The organism is Pseudomonas sp. MWU12-2029, from assembly GCF_023242425.1.
In the GTDB taxonomy this organism is placed as follows: Bacteria; Pseudomonadota; Gammaproteobacteria; order Pseudomonadales; family Pseudomonadaceae; genus Aquipseudomonas; species Aquipseudomonas kribbensis.
Map to the genome: position 1 here is coordinate 453,890 of NZ_JALJDY010000003.1, position 25,578 is coordinate 479,467.

18 protein-coding genes (1 of these 18 running past the window's edge) are annotated in these 25,578 nt (G+C 61.6%); 8 read left to right on the forward strand and 10 right to left on the reverse strand.

Annotated features, from left to right (window positions below; genetic code table 11):
• The 3 genes from M5B44_RS09760 to M5B44_RS09770 all read left to right on the forward strand — a co-directional run.
• Nucleotides 1-4,399 carry the end of a non-ribosomal peptide synthetase gene (locus M5B44_RS09760; protein ID WP_248739000.1) on the forward strand. 10,250 nt of this gene lie to the left of the window's left edge, so only the last 4,399 of its 14,649 coding nucleotides appear in the window; its start codon lies beyond the left edge, outside the window; it ends in the stop codon at nt 4,397-4,399.
• Between the two features lie 66 nt (nt 4,400-4,465).
• Nucleotides 4,466-5,614 carry a macrolide transporter subunit MacA gene (gene macA, locus M5B44_RS09765; protein WP_119426608.1) on the forward strand — a complete coding sequence of 383 codons (1,149 nt, stop codon included), beginning with the start codon at nt 4,466-4,468 and terminating at the stop codon, nt 5,612-5,614.
• A gap of 2 nt (nt 5,615-5,616) precedes the next feature.
• Nucleotides 5,617-7,575: a MacB family efflux pump subunit gene (locus tag M5B44_RS09770; RefSeq protein WP_248739001.1), complete on the forward strand. Its 1,959-nt coding sequence runs from the start codon at nt 5,617-5,619 to the stop codon at nt 7,573-7,575.
• A 63-nt stretch (nt 7,576-7,638) separates the two neighbouring features.
• Here M5B44_RS09770 and M5B44_RS09775 read toward each other — a convergent pair whose 3' ends face one another.
• The 7 genes from M5B44_RS09775 to M5B44_RS09805 form a co-directional block, all read right to left on the reverse strand.
• Nucleotides 7,639-8,412, reverse strand: coding sequence for a helix-turn-helix transcriptional regulator (locus M5B44_RS09775; protein WP_248739002.1), 774 nt, complete (start codon nt 8,410-8,412; stop codon nt 7,639-7,641).
• Nucleotides 8,413-9,335: 923 nt separating this feature from the next.
• Nucleotides 9,336-10,568, reverse strand: coding sequence for a glycolate oxidase subunit GlcF (gene glcF / locus M5B44_RS09780; RefSeq protein ID WP_248739003.1), 1,233 nt, complete (start codon nt 10,566-10,568; stop codon nt 9,336-9,338).
• Nucleotides 10,569-10,571: 3 nt separating this feature from the next.
• Nucleotides 10,572-11,636 carry a glycolate oxidase subunit GlcE gene (glcE, locus tag M5B44_RS09785; protein ID WP_248739004.1) on the reverse strand — a complete coding sequence of 355 codons (1,065 nt, stop codon included), beginning with the start codon at nt 11,634-11,636 and terminating at the stop codon, nt 10,572-10,574.
• Nucleotides 11,636-13,135, reverse strand: a complete 1,500-nt coding sequence (gene glcD / locus M5B44_RS09790; protein WP_248739005.1) for a glycolate oxidase subunit GlcD — start codon at nt 13,133-13,135, stop codon at nt 11,636-11,638. Before glcD ends, glcE begins: the two co-directional genes overlap by 1 nt.
• A gap of 38 nt (nt 13,136-13,173) precedes the next feature.
• Nucleotides 13,174-14,013, reverse strand: a complete 840-nt coding sequence (gene yghU / locus M5B44_RS09795; RefSeq protein WP_248739006.1) for a glutathione-dependent disulfide-bond oxidoreductase — start codon at nt 14,011-14,013, stop codon at nt 13,174-13,176.
• Nucleotides 14,014-14,142: 129 nt separating this feature from the next.
• Nucleotides 14,143-15,642: a glycine betaine/L-proline transporter ProP gene (gene proP, locus M5B44_RS09800; RefSeq protein ID WP_114882313.1), complete on the reverse strand. Its 1,500-nt coding sequence runs from the start codon at nt 15,640-15,642 to the stop codon at nt 14,143-14,145.
• A gap of 125 nt (nt 15,643-15,767) precedes the next feature.
• A complete protein-coding gene (locus M5B44_RS09805; protein WP_248739007.1) occupies nt 15,768-16,613 on the reverse strand; it encodes a helix-turn-helix transcriptional regulator in 846 nt (281 codons plus the stop codon).
• 95 nt (nt 16,614-16,708) lie between these two features.
• Between M5B44_RS09805 and M5B44_RS09810 the strand changes: the two genes are divergently transcribed.
• The 3 genes from M5B44_RS09810 to M5B44_RS09820 all read left to right on the forward strand — a co-directional run bounded on the left by M5B44_RS09810 (nt 16,709) and on the right by M5B44_RS09820 (nt 21,045).
• Complete coding sequence (locus M5B44_RS09810) at nt 16,709-17,665, forward strand: threonine dehydratase (protein WP_248739008.1); 957 nt, start codon at nt 16,709-16,711, stop codon at nt 17,663-17,665.
• A gap of 103 nt (nt 17,666-17,768) precedes the next feature.
• Nucleotides 17,769-19,313 carry a class I SAM-dependent methyltransferase gene (locus M5B44_RS09815; protein WP_248739009.1) on the forward strand — a complete coding sequence of 515 codons (1,545 nt, stop codon included), beginning with the start codon at nt 17,769-17,771 and terminating at the stop codon, nt 19,311-19,313.
• Nucleotides 19,314-19,509: 196 nt separating this feature from the next.
• Nucleotides 19,510-21,045, forward strand: coding sequence for a diguanylate cyclase (locus M5B44_RS09820; protein WP_248739010.1), 1,536 nt, complete (start codon nt 19,510-19,512; stop codon nt 21,043-21,045).
• A 48-nt stretch (nt 21,046-21,093) separates the two neighbouring features.
• Here the strand turns inward: M5B44_RS09820 and M5B44_RS09825 are convergent, their stop codons facing one another.
• On the reverse strand, nt 21,094-22,215 hold the full coding sequence (locus tag M5B44_RS09825) for an alkene reductase (RefSeq protein WP_248739011.1): 1,122 nt from the start codon (nt 22,213-22,215) through the stop codon (nt 21,094-21,096).
• Between the two features lie 106 nt (nt 22,216-22,321).
• The gene (locus tag M5B44_RS09830) at nt 22,322-22,999 is read right to left on the reverse strand and encodes a type 1 glutamine amidotransferase domain-containing protein (RefSeq protein ID WP_248739012.1); all 678 of its coding nucleotides are present in this window, start codon (nt 22,997-22,999) and stop codon (nt 22,322-22,324) included.
• 211 nt (nt 23,000-23,210) lie between these two features.
• Here M5B44_RS09830 and M5B44_RS09835 point away from each other — a divergent pair, with 211 nt between their 5' ends.
• Nucleotides 23,211-23,795 carry a TetR/AcrR family transcriptional regulator gene (locus M5B44_RS09835; RefSeq protein ID WP_248739013.1) on the forward strand — a complete coding sequence of 195 codons (585 nt, stop codon included), beginning with the start codon at nt 23,211-23,213 and terminating at the stop codon, nt 23,793-23,795.
• 4 nt (nt 23,796-23,799) lie between these two features.
• Here M5B44_RS09835 and M5B44_RS09840 read toward each other — a convergent pair whose 3' ends face one another.
• On the reverse strand, nt 23,800-25,056 hold the full coding sequence (locus M5B44_RS09840) for a PucR family transcriptional regulator (RefSeq protein WP_248739014.1): 1,257 nt from the start codon (nt 25,054-25,056) through the stop codon (nt 23,800-23,802).
• A gap of 248 nt (nt 25,057-25,304) precedes the next feature.
• Here M5B44_RS09840 and M5B44_RS09845 point away from each other — a divergent pair, with 248 nt between their 5' ends.
• Complete coding sequence (locus tag M5B44_RS09845; protein ID WP_248739015.1) at nt 25,305-25,574, forward strand: YtcA family lipoprotein; 270 nt, start codon at nt 25,305-25,307, stop codon at nt 25,572-25,574.
• The last annotated feature ends 4 nt before the right edge of the window (nt 25,575-25,578 follow it).

Below are 25,578 nucleotides of genomic sequence, written 5' to 3' on the forward strand. Positions count from 1 at the left end.
CCACATTGCGCTGGAGGTGCTGCGCCACGAGATGCAGTCGGTCCTGCTCGGCCAGGTGCGGCAGCTGGCCGAACCGGTGCCGTATCGCACTTATGTCGCCCGCACTCGATCGGGGCTGAGCGAGGAGGAGCATGAGACGTTCTTCCGCGACATGCTCGGCGATATCGACGAACCGACCCTGCCGTATGGCCAGGGCAATGTGGCGGACAGCGGCAACGGGCATGCGCAGCGGCTGCTGAACACCGCGCTGAGCCAGCGGGTCAGGGCCAAGGCCAGGCGTCTGGGCATCAGCGCCGCCAGCCTGATGCACCTGGCCTGGGCCAGCGTATTGGGGCAACTGTCGGGGGGTGAAAACGTGGTGTTCGGCACCGTGATGCTCGGCCGATTGCACGGGGGCGAAGGTGCCGAACGGGCGCTGGGCGTGTTCATCAACACGCTGCCGCTGCGCATCGATCTGGACGGGCAAACGGTGAAAGAAGCCGCGTTGGCGACCCATCAGCGCCTGAACCGATTGCTGCATCACGAACACGCGCCGCTGGCGCTGGTGCAACGTTGCAGCGCCATGGCCCCGGGGTCGCCGCTGTTCAATGCGTTGTTCAATTACCGCCACAGTGGCGGCGGGGGCACGCCGTCCGACGAAGTCGTGGCGGCATGGCAGGGCATGCAGTTGCTCGATGCCGAAGAACACAGCAATTACCGCCTGAGCCTGAGCGTCGATGATCTGGGCGAAGACTTCAGCCTGACCGCGTTGACCATGGCCGGGATCGACGCCGGTCGGATTTGCGACTACATGGATCTCGCGGTCGAGGGCCTGTTGCAGGCGCTGGAGCGGACGCCGCAACTGGGCATCGACCAGTTGTCGATCCTGCCGCGGGATGAGCGGCGGCAGTTGCTGGTCGAGTTCAATGCGACTCAACGGGACTACCCGGCGACGTTGACGGTTCATCGTCTGTTCGAGCAGCAGGTGACAAAGCAACCGCAAGCGGTGGCGGTGGTGCATGGCCGCGCGGCGTTGACTTATGAAGAGTTGAATCAACGGGCCAATCTTCTGGCCCATTACTTGATCGGACAGGGCGTGCAACCGGGCTACCATGTGGCGATCCTGTTGCCGCGTTCGCTGGATCTGTTGATCGCACAACTGGCCATCGGCAAATGTGCGGCGGCTTATGTGCCGCTGGACATCAATGCGCCGGCTGAACGTCAGGCGTTCATGGTCGAGGACTGCGGGGCGAAAGCGCTGCTGACCTTCAGCACTGAAACGGTTGATTACGATGTACGCCGGATCGATCTGGATGTGCTGAAGCTCGATGCGCAACCGACGCATAACCCGGATCTGCCGCAGTCCTCGGAATCGCTGGCGTACATCATGTACACCTCCGGCTCCACCGGCACGCCGAAGGGTGTGATGGTGCCGCACCGGGCCATCGGTCGACTGGTGATCAACAACGGTTACGCTGATTTCAATGCGCAGGATCGCGTGGCGTTCGCCTCCAACCCGGCGTTCGACGCCAGCACGATGGATGTCTGGGGGCCGCTGCTCAATGGCGGTCGAGTGGTAGTCATCGATCACGCGACCTTGCTTGATCCGCAAGCCTTCGGACGTGAACTGGCCAACACCGGTGCCACGATCCTGTTTGTCACCACCGCGCTGTTCAACCAGTACGTGCATTTGATCCCCGAAGCCCTCAAAGGCTTGCGCATCGTGCTGTGTGGTGGCGAACGCGCTGATCCAGCGGCCTTCCGTCGCTTGCTGGCCGAGGCGCCGGACCTGCGCATCGTCCACTGCTACGGCCCGACCGAAACCACGACTTACGCCACGACGTTCGAAGTGCGCGAAGTAGCAGAAACTGCCGACAGCGTGCCGATTGGCGGGCCAATTTCCAACACCCAGGTCTACGTACTCGACGCCCGCCAGCAACCGGTGCCGATGGGTGTGACCGGCGAGTTGTACATCGGTGGGCAAGGCGTTGCGCTGGGTTACTTGAACCGCCCGGATCTGACCGCCGAGAAATTCCTGCAAGACCCGTTCGGCGATCAGCCAGGAGCGCTGCTGTACCGCACCGGCGACCTCGCACGCTGGTTGGCGCCGGGGCAACTTGAGTGCATCGGCCGCAACGACGATCAGGTGAAGATCCGCGGCTTCCGAATCGAACTGGGAGAAATCGAAAACCGCTTGCTGAACTGTGAAGGCGTGAAGGAGGCCATCGTGCTGGCGCGTCAGGACGGCCAGGAACCGCTGCGTCTGGTGGCGTATTTCACGGCTGAAGAGGGTGTTGATAGCTCTACTCTGCGCAGCCAATTGCAGTCGCGTCTGCCGGAATACATGGTGCCCTCGGCCTGGGTACAACTAGACGCCTTGCCGCTGAACAACAACGGCAAGGTCGACCGCAAAGCCTTGCCGATCCCGGCGCAGGACGCGCTGCTCAGTCGTGCCTATGAGGCCCCGGCCAATCCGCTGGAAGAGACGTTGGCGCAGTTTTGGGCCGAGGTGTTGCAGGTCGAACAGGTCGGTCGTCACGACAACTTCTTCGAACTGGGCGGGCATTCGTTGCTGGCGATTCGTCTGGTCAACCTGATGCAACAGAACGGGCTGGAAGTGACGCTGGCCGAGCTGTTCCAGCACGCCAGCATCGAGTCGCTCGGCACGTTGCTCAGCCAGCGCACCGGCGCAGAGCAACAGGACGATGGGCTGGTCGTGGTGCGTGCCGGTGGTGCAGGCACACCGCTGTTCCTGATGCATGAGTTCAGCGGGATGGACGCGTACTTCCCGGCGCTGGGCCTGCACATCGAGGGCGATTTCCCGATCTACGGCCTGCCGGGCATCCCGTTCGGCCAGGCACAGCTGCGCACCATGGAATGCCTGGCGGCGCGCATGGTGGAGATCATCCGTTCGGTGCAGCCACAGGGGCCTTATCGTCTGGCCGGCTGGTCGTTCGGCGGGGTGTTGGCCTACGAAGTGGCAATGCAGTTGCTTGGCATGGATGAGACGGTGGCGTTCGTTGGCCTGATCGACAGTTTCGTGCCGCGCCTGACCGATCAGGGCAAGGCGCGCTGGAGCGACGAACATGCGCACAAGCGTCAGTTGTTGCAGCACTGCACGATGTACCGGGCCTCTCTTGGTGACGCGGGGCAAGCCGCACTGGCGCATCTGGCGCTGTTGCAGACCGAACTGGAGCAGATCGACTTCCAGTCGCTGTTGCAGCGTTGCCGGGACGAGCAATTGCTGCATCCGGAGATGGCCGCCGCCGCGCCGCAAGACCTTTGGCATTACCTCGACCGCGAGGTCGCCCACGGGCATGCGCTGGCGCATTACCGGATCAATCCATTGGGCTTGCCGTTGCATCTGTTCCGGGCGCAGGAGCATCCGACGGAGCTGTCTCGTCGTCACCCGACTCTGGGCTGGTCGGATGAAGTGCCGGCCACGCTCCTGCACTGCATCGACGTGCCGGGCGATCACCAGAGCATGATGCAGGCGCCACATGTGCAGGTGCTTGGTCAGGCGCTCGGTCAGGCAGTGCTGGCGTCGGCAGTGATTGAATCTCGGGCGTATCAGCCGCTGTTGACGATCCAGACCGGTCACGCCGGGCATGCGCCGATTTTCTGTGTACCGGGGGCCGGCGACAGTGTCACCGGGTTCATCCACCTGACCGAGGCGCTGGGGCCGGAGTGGCCGATTTACGGCTTGCAGCCCCGTGGCCTCGACGGCGCGACCGTGCCGCACAGCCGGGTCGAAAGTGCGGCCACGTTCTACCTGCGGGCACTTGAGCAGTTGTACCCGCAAGGACCGGTGCACCTGATCGGGCATTCGTTCGGTGGCTGGGTGGCCTACGCCATGGCGGCGCAGTTGCAGGCTGCTGGGCGCGAGGTGGCGTCCCTGACCCTGATCGACAGCGAATCGCCGGGTGGCAACAGTGTCGTGGGCAAGCCTTACACCACGACGGCGGCGTTGTTGCGGCTGATCGAGTCGCTGCAACTGTCCAGCGGCAAGTCCCTGGGGATCGATGCACTGGCGTTTGCTGAAGCCGATGACGCTGCGCAAATGCGCTTGCTGCATGACGGCATGGTGCATGCCGGTGTGCTGTCCGAACGCTCGTCAGCTGACGCGATGCAGGGCCCGGTGCGTACCTTCGCCACGGCGCTGCGCACGGTCTATCAGCCGGCGCTGGCCTATACCGGACCGGTGCGTCTGGCACTGGTGGACGACCCGACACTGGACGCCTCGGGCAACCAGCGCGAACAGGCAGCGATGCTCGAAGGCTGGCAGCGCGAGGCCCGGGATCTGGCGGTGTGGTACGGCCCCGGCAACCACTTCACGATCCTCAAGGCGCCCAACGTCTTCAGTCTCGCGGCGTGGTGGCATGACGGGCTGACGGTGGCGGCGGGTCAAGTGTTGTCCTGATTGAAGTTTTTATCCTGGAACCCGGCCGCTGGCCGGGCTCAACCCTGAACGGAATTGTGGTCATTTATGGAACAGTCGAAGTTGCGCAAAGTCGGTCTGGGAATCGCGTTGACGCTGGTGGCCGGGTTGGTGTTCTACACGGTGCAGGCACCGGCCGAAGCACCGCAGTACCTGACCGCTACGGTTGAACGCGGTGACATTGAAAACGCGGTGCTGGCCACCGGATTGCTGGAAGGCATCAAGCAGGTGGACGTCGGTGCCCAGGTCTCGGGGCAGTTGAAGTCGCTGAAGGTCAAGGTCGGCGACAAGGTCAAGAAGGGCCAGTGGCTGGCGGAAATCGACCCGCTGGTGCTGCAGAACACCTTGCGTCAGGCGCAGGTCGACGAGGAAAACCTGCAAGCCCAGCGTCGGGCGACTCAGGCTCAATTGCGCCAGACCAAGGCAATCTACGAGCGCTATCAGAACCTGCAAGAGGACGCGTCGATCTCGCGGCAGGATTTTGAAACCGCGCAATCGAACTACGAGGTGCAGCAGGCCAACCTGTTGTCGCTGGATGCGCAGATCAAGAGCGCGCACATCCAGATCGACACCGCCAAGGTCAATCTGGCCTACACGCGGATCGTCGCGCCCATCGACGGCGACGTGGTGGGTATCGTCACCCAGGAAGGCCAGACCGTGATCGCCAACCAACTGGCGCCGATCCTGTTGAAACTGGCGGACCTGGACACCATGACCGTCAAGGCTCAGGTGTCGGAGGCGGACGTCATTCACATCGCGCCGGGGCAGGAGGTGTATTTCACCATACTGGGTGAGGACAAGCGTTATTACGGCAAGCTGCGCGGCACTGAGCCCGCACCGCAGAACTTTCTGGAAACCCCGCCCGCCGGCACGCCGAAACAGAACACGGCAGTGTTCTACAACGCACTGTTCGAGGTGCCCAACCCGGATCATCGTCTGCGTATTTCCATGACGGCGCAGGTACGCGTGGTGCTCGACACCGCCAAGTCGGTGCTGACGATTCCGGTGGCGGCGCTGGGCCCGCGCAACAACGACGGCAGCTTCCCGGTGCGGGTGCTGGACGCCAAGGGGCAGGCGCAGTCGCGCAATGTGCAGACCGGGATCAACAACAACGTCAAGGTGCAGGTCAACGACGGTCTGGCCGAAGGCGACCGGGTGGTGATCGGTGATCCGGTGGCGAAAGTGGCAGGGGCATGAGCATGACCGAACCTCTGCTGCAACTGAGCGGCATCAGCCGCAGTTTCACCGCTGGAGACCGTGAATTTCTGGCGCTGAAGAATATCGACCTGACGATCAATGCCGGGGAAATGGTCGCGATCATCGGCGCTTCGGGCTCCGGCAAATCGACCCTGATGAACATCCTCGGCTGCCTCGACTACGCCACGGCCGGCAGCTACAAGATCAACGGCCGGGAAACCCGGGATCTGGACAATCAGGCGCTGGCCGAACTGCGCCGCGACTATTTCGGCTTCATCTTCCAGCGCTATCACTTGCTGCCGCATCTGAGCGCGATGCACAACGTCGAAATGCCGGCGATCTACGCCGGCACGCCAGAGCCGCAGCGCCACGCCCGGGCCCGTGAGCTGTTGGCACGGCTGGGGCTGGAAGGGCACCTGACGCACCGCCCCAGCCAGCTGTCGGGTGGTCAGCAGCAGCGGGTGAGTATCGCCCGGGCCTTGATGAACGGCGGTGAAGTGATCCTCGCCGACGAGCCCACCGGCGCCCTCGACACCACCAGCGGCAAGGAGGTGATGCGCATTCTGCTGGAGCTGCACGCCGCCGGGCACACGGTGATCCTGGTGACCCACGACCCCAAGGTCGCGGCCAATGCCGAACGCATCATCGAAGTCAGCGACGGCGAAATCCTCAGCGACCGCCGCAACGAGCGCGACACCACGGCGCTGACCAACGAAGACGCCGTGTCGCGTAAATCCGGTGCGGCACGACGTCTGGTGGCCAGCTTCGGCTTGTTCAAGGAAGCGTTCAACATGGCCTGGGTCGCACTGATCTCCCATCGGATGCGCACTTTGCTGACCATGCTCGGGATCGTTATCGGTATCACCTCGGTGGTGTCGATTTCGGCCATCGGCGAAGGGGCCAAGCGCTATGTCTTGAAAGACATTCAGGCCATTGGCAGCAACACCATCGATATCTATTCCGGCACCAGTTTCGGCGACAGTCGCTCGGCGGCCATCGAAACCCTGGTGCCGGCGGATGTGACCGCTCTCAATCAGCTCTACTACGTTGACAGCGCTACGCCGGTGGTCGGGCGCAACCTGTTGCTGCGCTATCGCAATATCGACCTCGATGCGCAGGTCAACGGCGTCAGCGATCTGTATTTCCAGGTGCGCGGAATCAAGATGGAGTCAGGCATCCCGTTCAGTGAAAGCGATGCCCGGCGCCAGGCGCAGGTGGTGGTGATCGATCACAACACCCGTCATCGGCTGTTCGGCGAGGGCGTCGATCCGCTGGGGCAGGTGATCCTGATCGGCAATTTGCCGTGTACCGTGATCGGTGTGGCGGCGGAGAACAAGAACATCTTCTCGTCGAGCAAGTCGCTCAACGTCTGGGTGCCTTATGAAACCGCCGCCGGGCGGCTGTTGGGCCAGCGCTATCTGGACAGCATCAGTGTGCGGATCAAGGACGGCCAGCCGAGCAAGGTAGTGGAAGACAACGTCAACAAACTGATGTTGCAGCGCCACGGCACCAAGGATTTCTTCACCAACAACCTCGACAGCGTGATGCAGACCGTGCAGAAAACCAGTCGCTCACTGGCCTTGCTGCTGTCGCTGATTGCGGTGATTTCGCTGGTGGTGGGCGGTATCGGCGTGATGAACATCATGCTGGTGTCGGTCACCGAGCGTACCCGTGAGATCGGTATCCGCATGGCGGTCGGGGCGCGGCAGTCGGACATCCGCCAGCAGTTTCTGGTGGAGGCGGTGATGGTCTGCCTGCTCGGTGGCGCCATCGGTATCTCGTTGAGTTATGCCATCGGCCACCTGTTCTCGCTGTTCATCAAGGAATGGGAAATGGTGTTCTCGCTGACTTCAGTGCTGACTGCCGTGATCTGCTCGACCCTGATCGGCATCGTGTTCGGCTTCGTGCCGGCATGCAATGCGTCGCGGCTCGATCCGATCGAGGCGCTGGCCCGGGATTGAAGCGGGCACGAAAAAACCGCCGTCCTTTGCAGGAGGGCGGTTTCGTCAGAGGTGTGTGAGCCTTCAGGCGGCGTTCGAAGGGCCGCAGGCTGCCGGGCAGTCCTTCGGCGAATACATCCAGCGCATCAGCGAGTGACGTCCGCTGATGCCCAGTTTGATGGCTGCGCGTTTGAGGTAGCTTTCCACGGTATTGACCTTCAGTTGCAACTGTTCGGCCAGTTCAGGCGCGGTGCGTCCGGCCAGCAGACCGACACACACTTCCATTTCGCGGTTCGACAGGCTCAGCCCCAGTTGCTCCACTCGTTCGCAAAAGCGCAGGCGCAGGGTTTCCAGGCCCAGCAGGGTGGAATCCGATTGTTCCTGGGATTGTCCCAGGGCGTCAGTGTTTGCCGGTTGCAGGGCGTTGATGTGTTTTTCCACCATCGGCAGCAGCACTGGGGAAATGTCCTGCAACAAGCTGCGCTCGTGAGCGGAGAAGCGTTTTGCCGGGCCGCAACGGTAGACCGAGATCACATAGCGATAACCGTCCTTGCGCCGGGTCAGGTGCAATTGCGAGGCGTCGGTGACCGTCGAGGGCTCGGGAGCGGGCAAATCATTGGCACTCGGCAGGGTGCTCAGTTCGGAATACACCGTTTCAGCCGGCAGTGGCGCTTCCTTGATGCATTCGGGTTCGCCGCGCGGTTGCGTGCGTCCGACCGGTTCCACGCGCATCTGCCGGATATGCGTGGCGTCCACGGCCAGTTGGGTCAGGATCAGGTCGTGCAGCATCCGTGGGAAATGTCGGCTGCCAGTGCTGGCGATAACCTTGCCAATGTGAGGAAACAGCTGTGAGTTCATGTCGTTCATCCATGAGTTGCAGTGTGGTACTCGTGTTCCTGAACCACCGGAAAACAGCTCCATGCCCGGCGACAGCGAATCAGGAAATTGGATCCTATCCTAGTACAACGTTTCAGCGACGGTTTAATGAAGGCGCTATTAGCTCATAACTGACGGTGAGGAGGATGTCGGGATGACAGATGTCAGAGAAATGCCTTACAGCAGAACAGGATCAATTTTATAAAAAGTCCTACAAGTGACAGTTTATAAGAACAAAAAAAGCCCGTTTCAGCCGAAGCCAAAACGGGCTTTTCCCGCATCGACAACCTTACTTCAGGTTGTCAAAGTGGTCTCGCAGGAACTCGTAAAAGCGAAACGCTTGAAACGATCTCCATACGAGGCTCAGCGTACGCAGCAAAAGCTTCATACGTTTTGGCCTCCATGTCGGGGGCCAATCCTCCAGCGCACTTACCGGATCATGTGTGCCTTTGGACATGCTCGTCAGAGTTGCCCATGAGGCGGCCGGTTGTGATCCCTCCGAGCCATCATTCCGGCACGGGTGCAAACCGTGTCGAAGGGCATGAAACCGTTATGGTTCCAGCCAAACCTCATGGAAGCACTGGCGAGTGAGCGTCGGCATATTAACCTGTCCTGAGGCGGGATTTTGAGAATGCTGGGGGAAAGCTTTGGTATGTTTTGTAATTCGTTATTTCTGTCAGTATGGTTTGATGTGGTCAAGGCTCGCCAGGAATACGGATCTTTCGAATAACGCCATTCAGCGCACGCAAAATAACGTTGCAACGAAAACCAAAGATTAATAGTATTCCCGCACGTCAGAGTTGTCCGTGAGACAGCAGACCCCAGCCGCAAACTGAGGCTTGCCGAAAAAACCGCCCCGCAAAGGCGGTTTTTTTTGGCCCATCGTTTGACCACCGCCAGCAATCCTACGCGTCTCTCACCAAGGGCAGCGCGGCATCTACCAGCTCGATCCAGTGCCTGACCGGCGTGCGTCCCGCGCCGTCGAGGTGGGTCTGGCAGCCGATATTGGCGGTAGCGATGACATCCGGATGACCGCTTTCCAGTGCATTGAGCTTTTGATCGCGCAGTTGCCGGGCCAATGCCGGTTGGGTTATCGAATAAGTGCCCGCCGAGCCACAGCACAGATGGGCGTCCGGCACAGTCGTGAGATTGAAGCCCAGCCGGGTCAGCACCGACTCCACCGCACCGCCGAGTTTCTGTGCGTGTTGCAAGGTGCAGGGGCAGTGGAAAGCCAGACGTTGATCGCCATGAATACCAAGGGATTCGAGCGGTTCCTCACGCAACACTTCCACCAGATCCTTTGCCAGCGCACTTACGGTTTTCGCCTTCTCGGCATAGGCCGGGTCGGTGCAGAGAAGGTGCCCATAATCCTTGATGAACGCACCGCAGCCGCTGGCGGTCTGCACGATCGCTTCGGCGCCTTGCTCGATGGCCGGCCACCAGGCGTCGATATTCTTGCGGGCCCGCTCAAGTCCTTTGGCCTGGGCGTCGAGGTGATAGTCCACGGCGCCGCAGCAGCCGGCATTCAGCGCCGGAGTAATGCCGATCCCCAGTCGATCCAGCACCCGTGCCGCCGCCGTGTTGGTGTTGGGCGACAGACCCGGTTGCACGCAGCCTTCAAGCATCAACACCTGGCGGGCATGCCGGGTTACCGGGCGGCGCTCGGTTGCAGAAGTACTGCGCGGCAGTTTGGTTTGCAGAGTCTCGGGCAGCAGCGCACGGAAGATCCGGCCAGTACCGAGCAGTCCCTTGAACAAAGAAGCATCGGGCGCCACTGCGCGCAAACCTCCGCGCAACAAGCGTTGGCCGATGGGCCGCGGCACAGCGGCATCCACCACGGCGCGGCCGATATCGAGCAGGTTGTGATAGTCCACCCCCGACGGGCAGGTGGTTTCGCAATTGCGGCAGGACAGGCAACGATCCAGGTGCAGTTGGGTCTTGCGGGTGACTTCGTTGCCCTCCAGCACCTGTTTGATCAGGTAGATGCGACCCCGTGGGCCGTCGAGTTCGTCGCCGAGCAACTGATAGGTCGGGCAGGTCGCGTTGCAGAAACCGCAGTGCACGCAGGTGCGCAGGATGCTTTCGGCTTCTTCGGCGCGGGGCAGTTGTCGGGCCTTTTCGCTGAGAGTGGTTTGCATGGCTCAAAGCTCCGCGTACAGGCGACCGGGATTGAAGATGCCCTGAGGGTCGAGTTGCTGCTTGAGTCGACGGTGATAGTGCAGGAGGGCGGGTGGCAGCGGGTGAAACGGCGTGTCGATCAAACCATGGCTGTAGCAGGTAGCATGCCCGCCAACAGCCGAAACCACCTGCCGAATCAATGCCGCTTCCGCGCCTGACTTGAGCCAACGCTGTGCGCCGCCCCAGTCGAGCATTTGTGCGCCGGCCAAGGTCAGCGGCGGGGTGTTGTTCGGCACCGACAGGCGCCACAGGGGCTGGTCCTCATCAAAAAAATCCAGGCGCTGTTCATTCAGATCTGCCCAATAAGAACCATCGAGCAGTTCGCCACCGAGCCGATCACGGGCCGCCGCCACCGAGCCTTCGCCACCTTCCAGACGCAAGTGCAGGCGCTGCCCATCGTGGCAGGCTGCGCTGATCGGCAAAGGCTGCTGCCCCCATTCCGCCAGGCGCTGCAAGGCACGCTCGCTGTCCATTTCCAGGCTGATGCTGAGGCACTCACGCGGCTTGGGCAGGACTTTAAGCGAGACTTCGGTAATCACTCCCAGCGAGCCGTAACTGCCGGCCATCAGCCGCGACAGGTCATAACCGGCGACGTTTTTCATGACTTCACCGCCAAAGCGCAGGTGCTTGCCATGGCCGGTGATGATCCGTGTACCCAGCACGACATCCCGCACCGACCCCGACCACGGCCGCCGCGGGCCAGACAGTCCGCTGGCGATCATCCCGCCCACCGTTGCATCGTCGGCGAAGGCCGGTGGTTCGCACGGCAACATCTGTTGTGAAGCATCCAGCACGGCAAGCAGTTCGCTCAGCGGTGTACCGCAACGTGCGGTGATCACCAGTTCTGTCGGATCGTAGCTGACGATGCCGCGATGGGTGCGAGTGTCGAGGATTTCTCCGGCAACGATGCGCCCCAGAAACGCTTTGCTGTTGGCGCCCTGAATCCGCAGGGGCGTGGCGTCCTGCAACGCCTGATTGACCTGATCGAGCAGCGCGGCGCCGTCGTCGACATCCTTTTCTCGGACCATCAGAAGCGCTCCAGCTCGGGGAAGGGCAATTGCCCGGCGTGAACATGCATGGCGCCGAATTCGGCGCAGCGGTGCAGGGTCGGGATGTTCTTGCCCGGGTTGAGCAGACCGCCGGGGTCGAACGCCGCTTTGACGGCGTGAAACAGGGTCAGCTCATCGTTGTTGAACTGCGCGCACATCTGGTTGATTTTCTCCCGCCCCACGCCGTGCTCGCCGGTGATGCTGCCGCCGACCTTCACGCACAATTCGAGGATTTTGCCTCCCAGGGTTTCGGCGCGTTCCAGCTCGCCGGGTTGATTGGCGTCGAACAGAATCAACGGGTGCATGTTGCCGTCGCCGGCATGGAACACGTTCGCCACGCGCAGGCCGTATTCGGCAGACAACTGTGCAATGGCTTGCAGCACACCGGGCAGTTCGCGGCGCGGGATGGTGCCGTCCATGCAGTAATAGTCCGGCGACAAGCGGCCCACGGCCGGAAAGGCATTCTTGCGACCGGCCCAGAAGCGCACGCGCTCGGCTTCGTCCCTGGCCTGGCGCACTTCGCTGGCGCCGGCGTTTTCCAGCACCTGGCGCACGCGAATGCAGTCATCGTGAACGTCGGCTTCGACGCCATCGAGTTCGCACAGCAAAATCGCTTCGGCGTCCACCGGGTAACCGGCGTGGATGAAGTCCTCGGCGGCGCGGATGGCCAGGTTGTCCATCATTTCCAGACCCCCGGGAATGATGCCGGCGGCGATGATGTCAGCCACGGCGCGGCCGGCGTTTTCCACGGAATCGAAAGCGGCCAGCAGGACTTTGGCGGTCTGCGGCTTGGGCAGCAGTTTGACCGTGACTTCGGTGATCACGCCCAGCAGACCCTCGGAGCCAGTGAACAGCGCCAGCAGATCGAAACCGGGAAAGTCGAGCGCATCGGAGCCGAGCGTGAGGTATTCGCCCTCGACGGTCAGGATCTCGACCTTGAGCAGGTTGTGCACAGTCAGGCCGTATTTGAGGCAATGCACGCCGCCGGCGTTTTCCGCGACATTGCCGCCGATGGAACAGGCGATCTGCGAGGAAGGATCCGGCGCGTAATACAGGCCGAACGGAGCGGCAGCCTGGGATATCGCCAGATTGCGCACCCCGGGCTGAACCCGCGCGGTGCGAGCGGCCGGATCGATGTGCAGAATGTTGTTGAAGCGCGCCATCACCAGCAGCACGCCTTTTTCCAGCGGCAACGCGCCGCCGGACAGTCCGGTGCCGGCCCCCCGGGCAACCACCGGCACGCTCATCTCATGACAGGTGCGCAAGATGCCCTGAATTTCATCCAGATGCCGGGGCAGGACCACCAGCAGCGGCGTGGTGCGATAGGCGGACAAACCGTCGCATTCGTACGGGGCAAGATCCTCGCGCTGATGCAGGATTTCCAGCGCCGGCCACCGGGTTTGCAGCGCCTGCAACAGCGCGGCTTTATCGACGTCCGGCAGGGCGCCGTCGATCTGTTCGTCGTAGAGAATGTTCATGCGGGCGCCCCTTGGTTTTTGTTATCGGGTGCGAACTATCAGTCCAGATCAGCCGCCTCATGTCGTTCCGGCACCTGGCTCGCCTCATCGCCCCAGGTCCGGTTGACGCGTTGCCCACGAATGACCGCCGGCCGTTTGGCGATGTCCTCGGCCCAGCGTTGCACATGGGTGTATTCATGCGCCGAGAGAAATTCGGCCGCGCCGTACACGTTGTTGCGCACCAGTTGCCCGTACCACGGCCAGACCGCGATATCCGCGATGGTGTAGCTGTCGCCGGCAAGATAAGGGCTTTCGGCGAGGCGGCGGTCGAGCACATCGAGCTGACGCTTGGCCTCCATAGTGAAGCGGTCGATCGGGTATTGGAGTTTCTCCGGTGCATAGGCATAAAAATGCCCGAAACCGCCGCCCAGGTAGGGCGCCGAACCCATTTGCCAGAACAGCCAGTTCAGGGTTTCGGTGCGGCCGGCGAGGTCGGTGGGCAGGAAGGCGCCGAATTTTTCGGCGAGGTAAAGCAGGATCGAGCCGGATTCGAACACCCGGATCGCCGGCTCCACGCCACGATCCAGCAGCGCCGGGATCTTGGAGTTCGGGTTGATCTCGACAAAGCCGCTGGAGAACTGATCGCCTTCACCGATGCGGATCAGCCAGGCATCGTATTCGGCCCCGGTGTGCCCGAGCGCCAGCAACTCTTCGAGCAGGATCGTGACCTTGACGCCGTTGGGCGTGGCCAGCGAATACAGCTGCAACGGATGCTTGCCGACGGGCACGGTTTTGTCATGGGTCGGCCCGGCAATCGGGCGGTTGATGTTGGCGAACTGGCCGCCGGACGGAGCGCTGTGTTTCCAGACCTTGGGTGGTACGTAAGGCGTTTTGCTCATGAAACGAACCTCATCGTCAGCTGCTGAATGGGCGTGAGCCGGCGGGAAAAACCACCGGCTCCTGACGAACAGAACACCACAGAAGGGCGTTTGAATTCCACCCTGTTGTCCCATCAACTCTTTATATCGTTATTCGATTCGCGGGTGCTGCTGCACGAGGTGCTCGCGTTTGGCTTCCAGCTCGGCGATTTCGGCGTCGATGTCTTCGATCTTCTGTTCGATATTGTCGTGATGTTCCTGCAGCAGTTCCTTGGCTTCCTCGATATCGGACGCCGCAGGTGCTGCGCCGCGCAGCGGTTTGTTGGCGGTTTCCTTCATGGTCACACCGGTGATCAGCCCGATGACGGCAGTCACCATCAGGTAATAGGCCGGCATGTACAGGTTCTGGGTGCTTTCCACCAGCCAGGCGACGACGGTCGGCGTCACACCGGCGATCAGTACCGAGACGTTGAAGGCACTGGCCAGCGCGCTGTAGCGGATGTGAGTCGGAAACATCGCCGGCAGCGTAGACGCCATGACCCCAATGAAGAAGTTGAGCACCACGGCCAGTATCAGCAGGCCGGAAAAGATCAGGCCGATCTTGCCGCTGTTGATCAGCATGAACGCGGGAATGGCGAGGATGAACAGACCGATGCTGCCGAAGATGATGAAGGGACGACGGCCGATCTTGTCGCTGATGAAGCCGATGGCAGGCTGCACGAACAACATGCCGACCATGATTGCGATGATGATCAGCACCCCGCGATTTTCGCTGTAGTGCAGGTTGTGCGACAGGTAGCTCGGCATGTAGGTGAGCAGCATGTAATAGGTGACGTTGGTCGCCGCCACCACGCCGATGCAGGTCATCAGGCTGCGCCAGTGTTTGGTCGCGACCTCCTTGAACGACACTTTCGGGCCGCCGGCCAGACCTTCGCGGTCACCTTGTTCAAGCTTTTCGACATGCTGCTGGAACGCCGGCGTCTCTTCGAGCGCATGGCGCAGGTAGAGCCCGATCATGCCCAGCGGCAGGGCGAGGAAGAACGGCAGGCGCCAGCCCCATTCCTGGAATTTTTCTTCGCCGATGATCGCGGAAATCAGTACCACCACGCCGGCGCCGAGAACGAAACCGGCGATGGAACCGAAGTCCAGCCAACTGCCGAGGAACCCGCGTTTGCGATCCGGCGCGTACTCAGCGACGAAGATCGAAGCACCGGTGTATTCGCCCCCGACCGAAAAACCCTGGGCCATTTTCGCCAGCAGCAGGAGGATCGGCGCCCAGATGCCGATCGAGGCATAGGAGGGGATCAACCCGATGGCAAAGGTGCTGAGCGACATGATCACGATGGTTGCCGCGAGGACTTTCTGCCGTCCGTACTTGTCACCCAGCGCACCGAAGAACAGCCCGCCCAGCGGCCGGATCAGGAACGGCACCGAGAAGGTCGCCAGTGCCGCGATCATCTGTACGCCGGGATCGGCGCCGGGGAAGAAGACCTTGCCCAGCACATAGGCGACGAAGCCGTAGACGCCGAAGTCGAACCACTCCATCGCGTTGCCCAGCGCGGCGGCGGTAATGGCTTTGCGCATCTTGGCATCGTCGACAATGGTGATGTCTTTCAGTCCGATCGGGCTGACGCTTTCCTTTGATTCCATGGGATTCACTCTGCATCTGATCTGTCTTTGTGCAAACCGCGAGTCAGAGCGGTTTGCCGTGACCGATGCCATCCCTGTGATGGCACGGCTTCTTCCTGATCAGATACAAGTGGACACGAAAAAATTCACCACTGATTTGGTTTTTTGCCAATGGCCGGATTGTGACGCGATCCTGCACGCATTTGCGCCGGACTCACGCCAAGTCGCTGCTTGAACGCACTGGTCATATGCGCCTGGGAATTGAAGCCGCAGGCGAGGGCGATTTCCGCCAGGCTGGCCTTCGAGTCACGCATCAATGCCCGGGCCCGGGCCAGGCGGCGGTCGATCAGGTAACTGTGGGGGCTTTTGCCGGTCGCCAGCTTGAAGGCACGAGTGAAATAGCCTTCGGACAATTCCAGCAGTTGCGCCATGGTGTGAAGGCCGAGCGGGCCGTCGAGACCGGCGTCGATGAATTCGTCGAGCAGGCGCATCCGGTTACCGGTGATCGAGCCCTGGAGCGACAAGGTATCTTTGCCTTCGGTACGTTCGGCCAAGGCGAGCGCCCAGGTTTGCCAGTCATCGTCCACGGAGGCATTCAACAAGGCACGGCGCATTCGCGAGGCGAGGTGAATGGCCTGTGGATCGATGCGATTGTTGAACGCGTGCTCGCCCGACAACGCGATGCCGTCGGTGCGGATCACCCGCAGGTATTCACCGCCCATGGGCGATTCGGACATCACGTCACAGCCGGCAGGTACAAACGCCAGGCCATTGGGCATGGCATCGAAGGGGCGCACCCGGTCGCTGCCGATGGCGTGCACGCCGCGCTGGCTGTCAAAGGCGAAGCCGATCGCAGACTGGCTCGCCACATAACGCGTCGCGTAGGCGGCGCCGGGCAGCAATTCGATCGCCCACGGGCCGGCCTCGATACGACGGACCGGTTCCGGGACGACGGCTGGCTGCTGGCGGTTTCGATGGCTCATGAGCGCCATAGTAGTGAAGAGTGCAGGCGAAAGTCAGGTCAGTTTTTTGAAAGCCGATGTGATGTGCCCATGCCTAGACTGGGGCCAGGCACAAGGAGATTCTCATGCATTCACTCACTCGCGAAGACATCGAACAGGCTGCCCGTCAGGTTTACCAGGTGATGCCGGCCACCGCCCAATACCGCTGGCCGTTGCTGGCCGAGCGGCTGGGCTGCACGGTGTGGGTCAAGCACGAAAACCACACACCCACCGGCGCGTTCAAGGTGCGCGGCGGCATCACCTTCATGCACTGGCTGCGGCGCGAACATCCCAACGTCAAAGGCATTGTTTCCGCGACGCGTGGCAATCACGGGCAGAGCCTGGCGCTGGCAGCCAGTGCCGTCGGGTTGAAGGCGCTGATCGTGGTGCCGAAGGGCAATTCGCTGGAAAAGAACAACGCCATGCGCGGTTTTGGCGGCGAAGTGGTCGAGTACGGGCGTGATTTCGACGAGGCCCGCGAGGAAGCGGCACGTCTGGCGCTGGAACACGGACTCTATCTGGTGCCACCGTTCCACACCGAACTGGTCAAGGGCGTGGCGACCTATGCGCTGGAGCTGTTCAGTGCGGCGCCGGATCTGCACACCGTCTACGTGCCGATCGGTTGCGGCTCGGGCATTTGTGGCGTGATCGCCGCCCGCGATGCGCTGGGTCTGGATACTCAGGTCGTAGGTGTGGTCTCGACCGAAGCGGCCGCCGCCAAACTGTCCTTCGAGGCGAAAACGATCTGCGAGACCGCTTCGGCCAATACCTTTGCCGACGGCCTGGCCGTGCGCAAACCGATTGCCGAGGCGTTCGATGTCTATGGGGCCGGCGCTGCACGAATCGTGTCCGTCAGCGAGGACGAAATCGCCGAAGCCATGCGCGTGTATTACACCGACACCCACAACCTTGCCGAAGGTGCCGGCGCCGCCGCGCTGGCCGCATTGATGCAGGAGCGGGACAGGATGCAGGGCAAAAGGGTGGGGGTGATTCTGTCCGGGGGCAACATCGACCGGGCGGTGTATGCGCGGGTGATTGGCTGATAGACAACGGCTGGCTACGGGACGTCGCTTTTGCGCTTGTGATTGGTCCCGACTACCCCTTATAAGATCGACTTTCACTTTCGATATAAAAAGGGTGTCACGCATGAGCAATGCCTGGAACGAAGGTTATTTCACGGACGAAGGCTACACCTACGGGTATAGCCGCGAGATCAATCCGGTTTTCCAGCGCTATTGTTTGTTGCTGCGTGGTTTCGCCACGCTGGAGAGCACTGACGGCTATCACTGCGAGCTGGGTTTTGGCCAGGGCGTTTCGATCAATATCCATGCGGCGGGCAATCCGGGCACCTACGTCGGTACGGATTTCCATCCGGGCCAGGCCGCCCATGCCATCGGGCTGGCGAACGATTGGGGCAGCGATGCGCGGCTGTATGACGACAGCTTCGAGCAACTGCTGGCCCGCCATGACCTGCCGCAGTTCGACAGTATCAGCCTGCACGGCATCTGGACCTGGGTCAGCCGTGACAATCACAAGCTGATCATCGAGTTTGTCCGTCGTCATCTGAAGCCGGGCGGTCATGTGTACATCAGCTACAACTGCTTCCCGGGCTGGTCGCCCATGGCGCCGTTGCGCCAGTTGTTCAGCCTGCATGACCGCTTTGCCACACAGACTTCGGCACGCCCGGACCAGCGGATCGACGCCGCGCTGCAATTCTCCGAAGCCCTGCTGGCGGCCAACCCCAACTACGCCAATTCGGTGCCGGGGCTGGACGCCAAGCTCCAGAGCATCAAGGGTCAGAATCGTCAGTACGTCGCCCATGAATACTTCAACCGCGACTGGAATTGCATGTACTTCACCGACGTGGTCGATGCCCTGGCACCTGCCAAACTCGACTACGCCACCACCGCCGTGCCGCTGGACACGGTGGACCCGCTCAATTTGAGCGCCGAAGGCATGGACTTTCTGGAAGGCATCGAGCATCCGGTCATGCGCGAACAGGCGCGCGATTACTTCGTCAACCAGAACTTCCGCCGGGATCTCTACGTACGCGGCGCTAACCGGTTGTCCGCCAGTGAACACCGCGAGCGCATGCTCAGTACCCGCTTTGTCCTGATGCAATTGGCAGACAGCGTCGCGGGCAGCGTCACCGGACCGGCAGGCTCCGCGACGTTGCAGGCAGATATTTACGGCCCGGTGCTGGACGCGCTGGCGGACGATGCCTATGTGCCGAAAACCCTGCGTCACTTGCTGGAAGCCTCGCCTGCATTGGGCTATGGCGATGTGGAGCAGGCTCTCAACGTGTTGATCGGGATGGGCGCCGTTGCTCCATGTCAGAGCGAAGCGGCCGAGAAACTGGCACAGGCGCGCTGCAACACCCTCAACCTGCAACTGTGCAGACGCTCGTTGTTCGACCACAAGATCCAGGTGCTGGCCAGCCCGGTCACCGGCGGTGGTGTAACGGTCAGTCGCTTCCAGCAGTTGTTCCTGATTTCGATCAAGCAAGGCAAGACCCGTCCGGCCGACTGGGCATTGCTGGCGTGGGGCATCATCGGCGGTCAGGGTGAAGGTCTGCTGAAAAACGGCAAGGCGCTGACCACCGCCGAAGAAAACATTGCCGAACTGACCGAACAGGCCGAGGCGTTTGCCGAGCGTTCGCTGATCGTTCTCAAGGCGCTGAAAATCGTCTAGCGGCAAAAATCTTTTGGGGTCCGGTTTTTTCATCGAACCGGCCGATCAGCGAACAGTTCTTCGAGGGCCTGACACGCCGTTGCTGCGCCTTCGATGGACTGCTTGTATCCTGCGCGGCCCGGGACATACGGTCGCTGTTGTGGCCCCGGTCCGACAACGGCCGTGACGGAAAACGGACTTTCCAAAAGGTACTGATGTGAAGCGTGATACCCACCTCGTGATGCTGTTGCTGTTTATCATCGGCTGCTCCCTGGCGTCGCTGACCATCTGGAAGGTGCTGGGCTCTCGGGAGCGGGCGCTGGACGAGGTGAACGTCCACGGGTTGAACCTGACCCAGGCGCTCGCGACCTATTCCGAAGGCATCGTCCGGCAGAGTTCGCTGCTCTTGCTCGGGCTCGTCGAGCGTCTGGAAACCGAGGGCAGCGGCCCCGCGCAGATCGAACGGTTGAATGCGCTGGTCAACCGTCAGCAGCCGCTGATGCCGCAGCTCAGTGGCATCACCGTCTACGATAATCGCGGCAGCTGGCTGATGTCCTCCAACCGACCGATTCCGGCCGGGGTCAACAGCAGCGACCGGGACTATTTCATCCATCACCGTGACGATCCTTCCCGCGAGCCCTTCATCGGCCCGCCCATCCGTAGCCGCTCGAATCAGGAGTGGGTGATTACCGTCAGCCGCCGCTTCAATGACGCGCGCGGAGAGTTCGCCGGTGTGGTGGCGGTCACCCTGGGGGTCGAAAACTTCCTGCGACTGTTCGGCAAGCTCGATGTGGGGCAGGAAGGCGCCATCGGTCTGTCCTACACCGACGGTACGCTGCTGGTGCGATATCCCTTTCGCGAACAGGACATGGGGCGCAATTTCTCCCAGTCGCCCATTTATGCGAAGTACCTGGTGGACCAGTCGGTGGGCACCGCTTCCTTCACGTCCAGCCTCGACGGGGTGGAGCGGCTCTACGCGTTTCGCAAGAGTGAAAAGCTGCCGCTGATCACCACGGTCGCGCTCGGCAAGCGCGAAGCATTGGCGGCGTGGCGGCTGGAAGCGCTACTGTCGATTGTGGTTGTCGCATCGTTGCTGGGGCTCACTGGCGTGATCGGCTGGTTTCTCATTCTCGATATACGTCGGCGGACCCAGGTGGAAGGGGAGTTGCGGCTCACTCAACAGCAGTTGCTCGGATCAAACCGGCAGCTGGAATTGCTGGCGATGAAGGATGCGTTGACGGGCCTGGCCAATCGCCGCTGCTTCGATGAAACACTGGCCATGGAAGCGCGCCGGGCTCAGCGGGACGGGACTTCGCTGGCCTTGCTGATGATCGATATCGACTACTTCAAGCTGTTCAACGATTCCCAAGGGCATGTTGCCGGGGACGCCTGCCTGCAACGGGTGGGGAAAGCGCTTGAGGCCTGTGTGCGGCGACCGTCGGATCTGGTGGCGCGCTATGGCGGGGAAGAGGTGGCGATCATCATGCCCGACACCGATGGCGAGGGGGCGGCGGTCGTGGCGCAGCTGATTCTGGAGCGACTGACGCAAGAGCACATTGCTCATCCGGCGAGCCCGTTCGGTCGGGTGACGGTCAGTATCGGCGTCACCGCGGCGGCGGGGCCGCAACTGGCCGTGGTGCAAGCGCTGATCGAGACGGCAGATCAGGCGCTGTACCAGGCGAAGACCACGGGGCGGAACCGGATGGCAAGGAAAGCTCCCGGCGACAGCATCCCTTCAGCACAGCCAGTGTGAGCGGTGCTGAAGGAGCGGGTGTCGCGCCTTACCGAGAATCGGCAGTCATCACGCGTACTCGGGGTAGTCCACATACCCTTCGGCATTGCCACCATAGACCGTGGCCGGATTCAGTGAATTCAGCGGCCAGTCATTGGCGATGCGCGCCGGCAAGTCCGGGTTGGCCATGAACGGGCGACCGAAAGCCACGAAATCCGCCAGCCCGGAATCAAGCAACTGCGCACCGGATGCTGCGGTGTAGCGCCCGGCGTAAATGATCGCGCCGTTGAAGGTGTCGCGCACTGCCTGGCGGAACGTGAGCGGCATTGCCGGCGCATCGTCCCAGTCGGCTTCGGCGATGGACAGATAAGCGATGCCCACATCCTGCAGCACCTTGATTGCTTCGATGTAGGTGGTGTGCGGATCTTCCTCGACCATGCCCAGGTAGGTACGTGCTTCATCGGTGGTGGTGAACAGCGGGGCGAAACGCACACCGACTTTTTCACGCCCGATGCACTCGGCAACACCGGCCACCACTTCACGCAAAAAGCGCAGGCGATTGTGCAGCGAGCCGCCGTACTGGTCGGTGCGCAGATTGCTGTGGGCCGAGATGAACTGGTTCACCAGATAGCCGTTGGCGCAGTGCAGTTCGATCCCGTCGAAACCTGCCTCCATGGCATTGCGTGCGGCCTGGATGTACAGCTGAACCAGTTCCTGTACTTCATCGGTGGTCAGTGCGCGCGGGGCGGACGGCGGTACCAGGGCGCCAGCGCCGGGCGCGGTTTCGATGAATACGCTGACCCGGTCAGTGGCCACCGCAGAGGCCGAAACCGGTGCGGCACCGTCGGGTTGCAGGGCCGTATGGGACACGCGCCCCACGTGCCAGAGCTGGGCGAAGATCACGCCGTCCCGGGCATGGACAGCCTCGGTGACCTTGCGCCATCCGGCGATCTGCTCCGGGGTATGAATGCCCGGCGTCCACGCATAACCCTGGCCGCGCGGCTCGATCTGCGTGCCTTCCGTCACCAGCAGACCGGCGCCGGCGCGTTGTTGGTAATACTCGGCCATCAATGCGTTGGCGATGTTGCCCGGTTGCGTGCTGCGCTGGCGGGTGAGGGGTGGCAGTACGATGCGGTTTTTCAGGGTGTGACGACCCAAAGTGGCGGGTTTGAAGAAACTGCTGTAATTCATGGATGTGCCTTGATTGGGGTTTATTAGACCAGTCGACTAGTTGTCGGGCCAAAAAAAGACGCCGTGCAACACGCGCACGGCGTCCGGGTGGATGACGGCTGAAAGGTCAGCCGAGCAGCTTCAACAGTTTCTCGGCGACAGCGGCGGAGCTGGCCGGGTTCTGGCCGGTGACCAGTTTCCCGTCGGTCACTACGTGTACCTGCCAGTCGGCGACCTTGGAATAGCGAGCGCCGAGGCGCTGGAACTCGTCTTCGACCAGGAACGGCACCACATCCGTCAGACCGACCGCCGCTTCTTCAGAGTTGGTGAAGCCGGTGACTTCACGATCCTTGACCAAGGCTTTGCCGTCGGCGCCGAGTACATGACGCAGCACACCCGGGGCATGGCAGACGAAACCATGAGGCTTGTTGCTGCGGGCGAAGGCTTCGATCAGAGCAATCGAATGCTTGTCTTCGGCCAGATCCCAGAGCGGGCCGTGGCCACCTGGATAAAACACGGCATCGAAATCCTCGGCGCTGACATCGGCCAGGCGCCCGGTATTCGCCAGCGCCTGTTGCGCCGCCGAATCCTTGCGGAAACGGTCGGTTTCGGCGGTCTGGGCGTCGGGTTCGTCACTTTTCGGATCCAGCGGCGGTTGGCCGCCGGCGGGCGAGACCAGCGTGATATCGGCGCCGGCGTCCTTGAAGGCGTAGTAGGGCGCGGCGAACTCTTCAAGCCAGAAACCGGTTTTCTTGCCGGTGTTGCCGAGCTGATCGTGGGAAGTCAGAACCATCAAGATTTTCATAGAGCACCTTGGGTGGGTCGGGTGTCGTGGCTGTACGAGGGATTCGCACACGATCGACACCGGGGAAAAGGTTTGTCGGGGCGCAGCATAGATTCCAATTAGACCAGTCGTCTAGTAATTTTTTATCCGCATGTTTTTCATGGACCGGTGTGGCAAACTCCCGTTCCTTCGAGTTAAACGACTGGTCTATTGCCTGGTAATCTGCGCCCCGATGAAACCGACCTACGACGACACCCGCCAACACCTGCTCGACACCGGCCACCGGATGATGGCCGAGAAGGGCTTCACCAGTGTCGGCCTGAACGAGATCCTGCAAACCGCCGGTGTGCCCAAGGGCTCGTTCTATCACTACTTCAAATCCAAGGAGCTGTACGGTCAGGCGCTGCTTGAGGATTACTTCGTCTGTTACCTCGCCGACATGGAGAGGCGCCTGACGCTGCCCGACCTGAATGCCCGCGAGCGGCTGATGGATTACTGGCAGGGCTGGCAGGATCGCTGCACGCTGGAAGGGCACGGCGACGAGTGTCTGGTGGTGAAGCTCAGTGCCGAGGTGGCCGATCTGTCCGAAGCCATGCGCCTGACCTTGCGTGATGGCGCTGAGCGCGTGGTGGCACGCATCACCACTTGCATCGAGCAGGGCCAGGCCGATCAATGCCTGCCCGATGGCGATGCCCGGCAACTGGCGGAAACTCTGTATCAGCTTTGGCTGGGGGCCAGTCTGTTGAACAAGTTGCAAAGGACGGGGCAGTCGCTGGACACGGCGATGGCGACCACCAGGCGACTCTTGAGCGCCTGAATTTTTAGCGCTCCTGTCCCTTGCTGATCGAATGCCGGCGAAGTTTCAGGGCCGTGTCGAGGCGGCTCACCCAGTTGATGTCATTCAGATCCGCACCCAGCAGATTTTCGATGCGCCCCGTCCGGTAATTGAGGGTGTTCGGGTGGATGCCGAGGGTCTTGGCGGTCTGGGCGCGGTGACGGCCACTTGAGAAAAACGCTTCCAGCGTCAGCAGCAGCTCGGGTTCATGGCTGAGTTGCTCGATGAGCGACATCAGGTATCTGAGAGTGTTGTCGTGGCTGCGCACGCTGTCTTCGATCAGCACGCTGGAATAGCGTCGGACACGGGTTTCGGTCCCGTCGAAAGGAAACAGGTCGATGGCCTTGATCGCTTCCTCCGCCGTGCCGATCCAGCCGGCGATCCCCTGATTCAGCAGACCGATGCCGATGCCACGCAACGACGGCAGCAACGCCGGCAGTGACGCGGCGCTGTCGCTCATGCGCTGGTCGCATTGCGTGAGGGTTTCGCCTTTGATGCCCGGCAGCCAGATCACCAGTCTGTCGCGGTACCAGACGCGGATCAGTTCCTTGACAGGAATCTTCAGGTGCCGGGCAACCTGCAGGGTCATGCGGTCGAATTCGTCCTCGCGCTGCAACGGCTGGACCGGGCGCAAGGGCAGTTCCAGTGCAAGTGCCACCCGGGGCGTGCTGGCGTCCAGGCCGAGTGCCGACAGGGTGTCTTCGAATCCCTCGATATCGTGCGGCGAGTGCAGCAGGAAGTGATAAAGCCGCTGGTGCAGATGTTCCCGCCAGCGGACTTTCTGAATCTGTTCTTCCAGATACGCCTGGACCACTTCTTCGGCAATGTCGTCGAAGAAGTCGAACATGTAGCCGGAAATCTGCAACAACAATTCTTTGCTCAACGCATCGTCGTCTCTGGCAAGTTCCAGATAGCCGCTCCAGATTTCACGCACTCCAAGACTGAACCCGCGCATCAGCGATTGCAGGGGCACACCCTGATGGACGCGCCGGCAACCGATCTCCTTCAGCGTACGGCGAGTGTCCTGCGACAGACCCTCGCCGGTCAGCAGCGTTTCGCACCACAGGCGCGCGGTGTAGCTCAGGGAGTTTTCCAGATCCTTGCGGGCTTCGGGCGTGAGGTCCTTGTAGCCTGCCATCCCGTTGAGCTGGCTGTTGATCTTCGCGGTGAGCAGGGAAGGGGTGTTCGCAAACTCGCGGGTGATCGTTGCAAGTCGAGCGCTGAGGGTGGGAATGGGCGTCATTGCGTTCACCTTTTTGCGCCTGGAAGTGTCGGTTTCACTCGCCGGCGAGTGTCTGTGCGCGCTCTATACTCTTACGTTCACCAGGCCAGTTCAACAACGCTTTCAGCCCGGATTTGCGGTTGTTTACTGTCACAACGAAGTTATGTTTTTTTCCAATATCGGGGCCGTCTTCGGATCGGTAAGGTGCGCAGGTCAATTCCTTGCCCAGAGGTTCCGGTTTGCGTCAGTCGTCACTCGCGGAGGTAGACATGCCTTCATTCGATTCCGTCAGGCTGGCACTGATACCTGTCGTTCTACTGCTCAGTGGATGCTCCACTTCCCCCTCGCTTGTACTGTTCGGTGCGGCTTTTCCCGACTGGCTGTTCTGCATTGTCGGCGGCGTTGTGGCGACCACGACGATCCACGTGATACTGGGCAGATATTCGCTGCGCGAACGCATTTCTCCTCTGGCACTGAGTTACCCGGCACTGACCGGGCTCCTGGCGATGCTGTTGTGGCTCGTCGTCTTCCACGGATGAATGC

Bases quoted from the DNA above. Each gene is read 5' to 3' on its own strand.
- macA (WP_119426608.1), top strand. From the start codon at position 4,466: ATGGAACAGTCGAAGTTGCGCAAAGTCGGTCTGGGAATCGCGTTGACG.
- M5B44_RS09770 (WP_248739001.1), top strand. From the start codon at position 5,617: ATGACCGAACCTCTGCTGCAACTGAGCGGCATCAGCCGCAGTTTCACC.
- M5B44_RS09775 (WP_248739002.1), bottom strand. From the start codon at position 8,412: ATGAACTCACAGCTGTTTCCTCACATTGGCAAGGTTATCGCCAGCACT.
- glcF (WP_248739003.1), bottom strand. From the start codon at position 10,568: ATGCAAACCACTCTCAGCGAAAAGGCCCGACAACTGCCCCGCGCCGAA.
- glcE (WP_248739004.1), bottom strand. From the start codon at position 11,636: ATGGTCCGAGAAAAGGATGTCGACGACGGCGCCGCGCTGCTCGATCAG.
- glcD (WP_248739005.1), bottom strand. From the start codon at position 13,135: ATGAACATTCTCTACGACGAACAGATCGACGGCGCCCTGCCGGACGTC.
- yghU (WP_248739006.1), bottom strand. From the start codon at position 14,013: ATGAGCAAAACGCCTTACGTACCACCCAAGGTCTGGAAACACAGCGCT.
- proP (WP_114882313.1), bottom strand. From the start codon at position 15,642: ATGGAATCAAAGGAAAGCGTCAGCCCGATCGGACTGAAAGACATCACC.
- M5B44_RS09805 (WP_248739007.1), bottom strand. From the start codon at position 16,613: ATGGCGCTCATGAGCCATCGAAACCGCCAGCAGCCAGCCGTCGTCCCG.
- M5B44_RS09810 (WP_248739008.1), top strand. From the start codon at position 16,709: ATGCATTCACTCACTCGCGAAGACATCGAACAGGCTGCCCGTCAGGTT.
- M5B44_RS09815 (WP_248739009.1), top strand. From the start codon at position 17,769: ATGAGCAATGCCTGGAACGAAGGTTATTTCACGGACGAAGGCTACACC.
- M5B44_RS09825 (WP_248739011.1), bottom strand. From the start codon at position 22,215: ATGAATTACAGCAGTTTCTTCAAACCCGCCACTTTGGGTCGTCACACC.
- M5B44_RS09830 (WP_248739012.1), bottom strand. From the start codon at position 22,999: ATGAAAATCTTGATGGTTCTGACTTCCCACGATCAGCTCGGCAACACC.
- M5B44_RS09835 (WP_248739013.1), top strand. From the start codon at position 23,211: ATGAAACCGACCTACGACGACACCCGCCAACACCTGCTCGACACCGGC.
- M5B44_RS09840 (WP_248739014.1), bottom strand. From the start codon at position 25,056: ATGACGCCCATTCCCACCCTCAGCGCTCGACTTGCAACGATCACCCGC.
- M5B44_RS09845 (WP_248739015.1), top strand. From the start codon at position 25,305: ATGCCTTCATTCGATTCCGTCAGGCTGGCACTGATACCTGTCGTTCTA.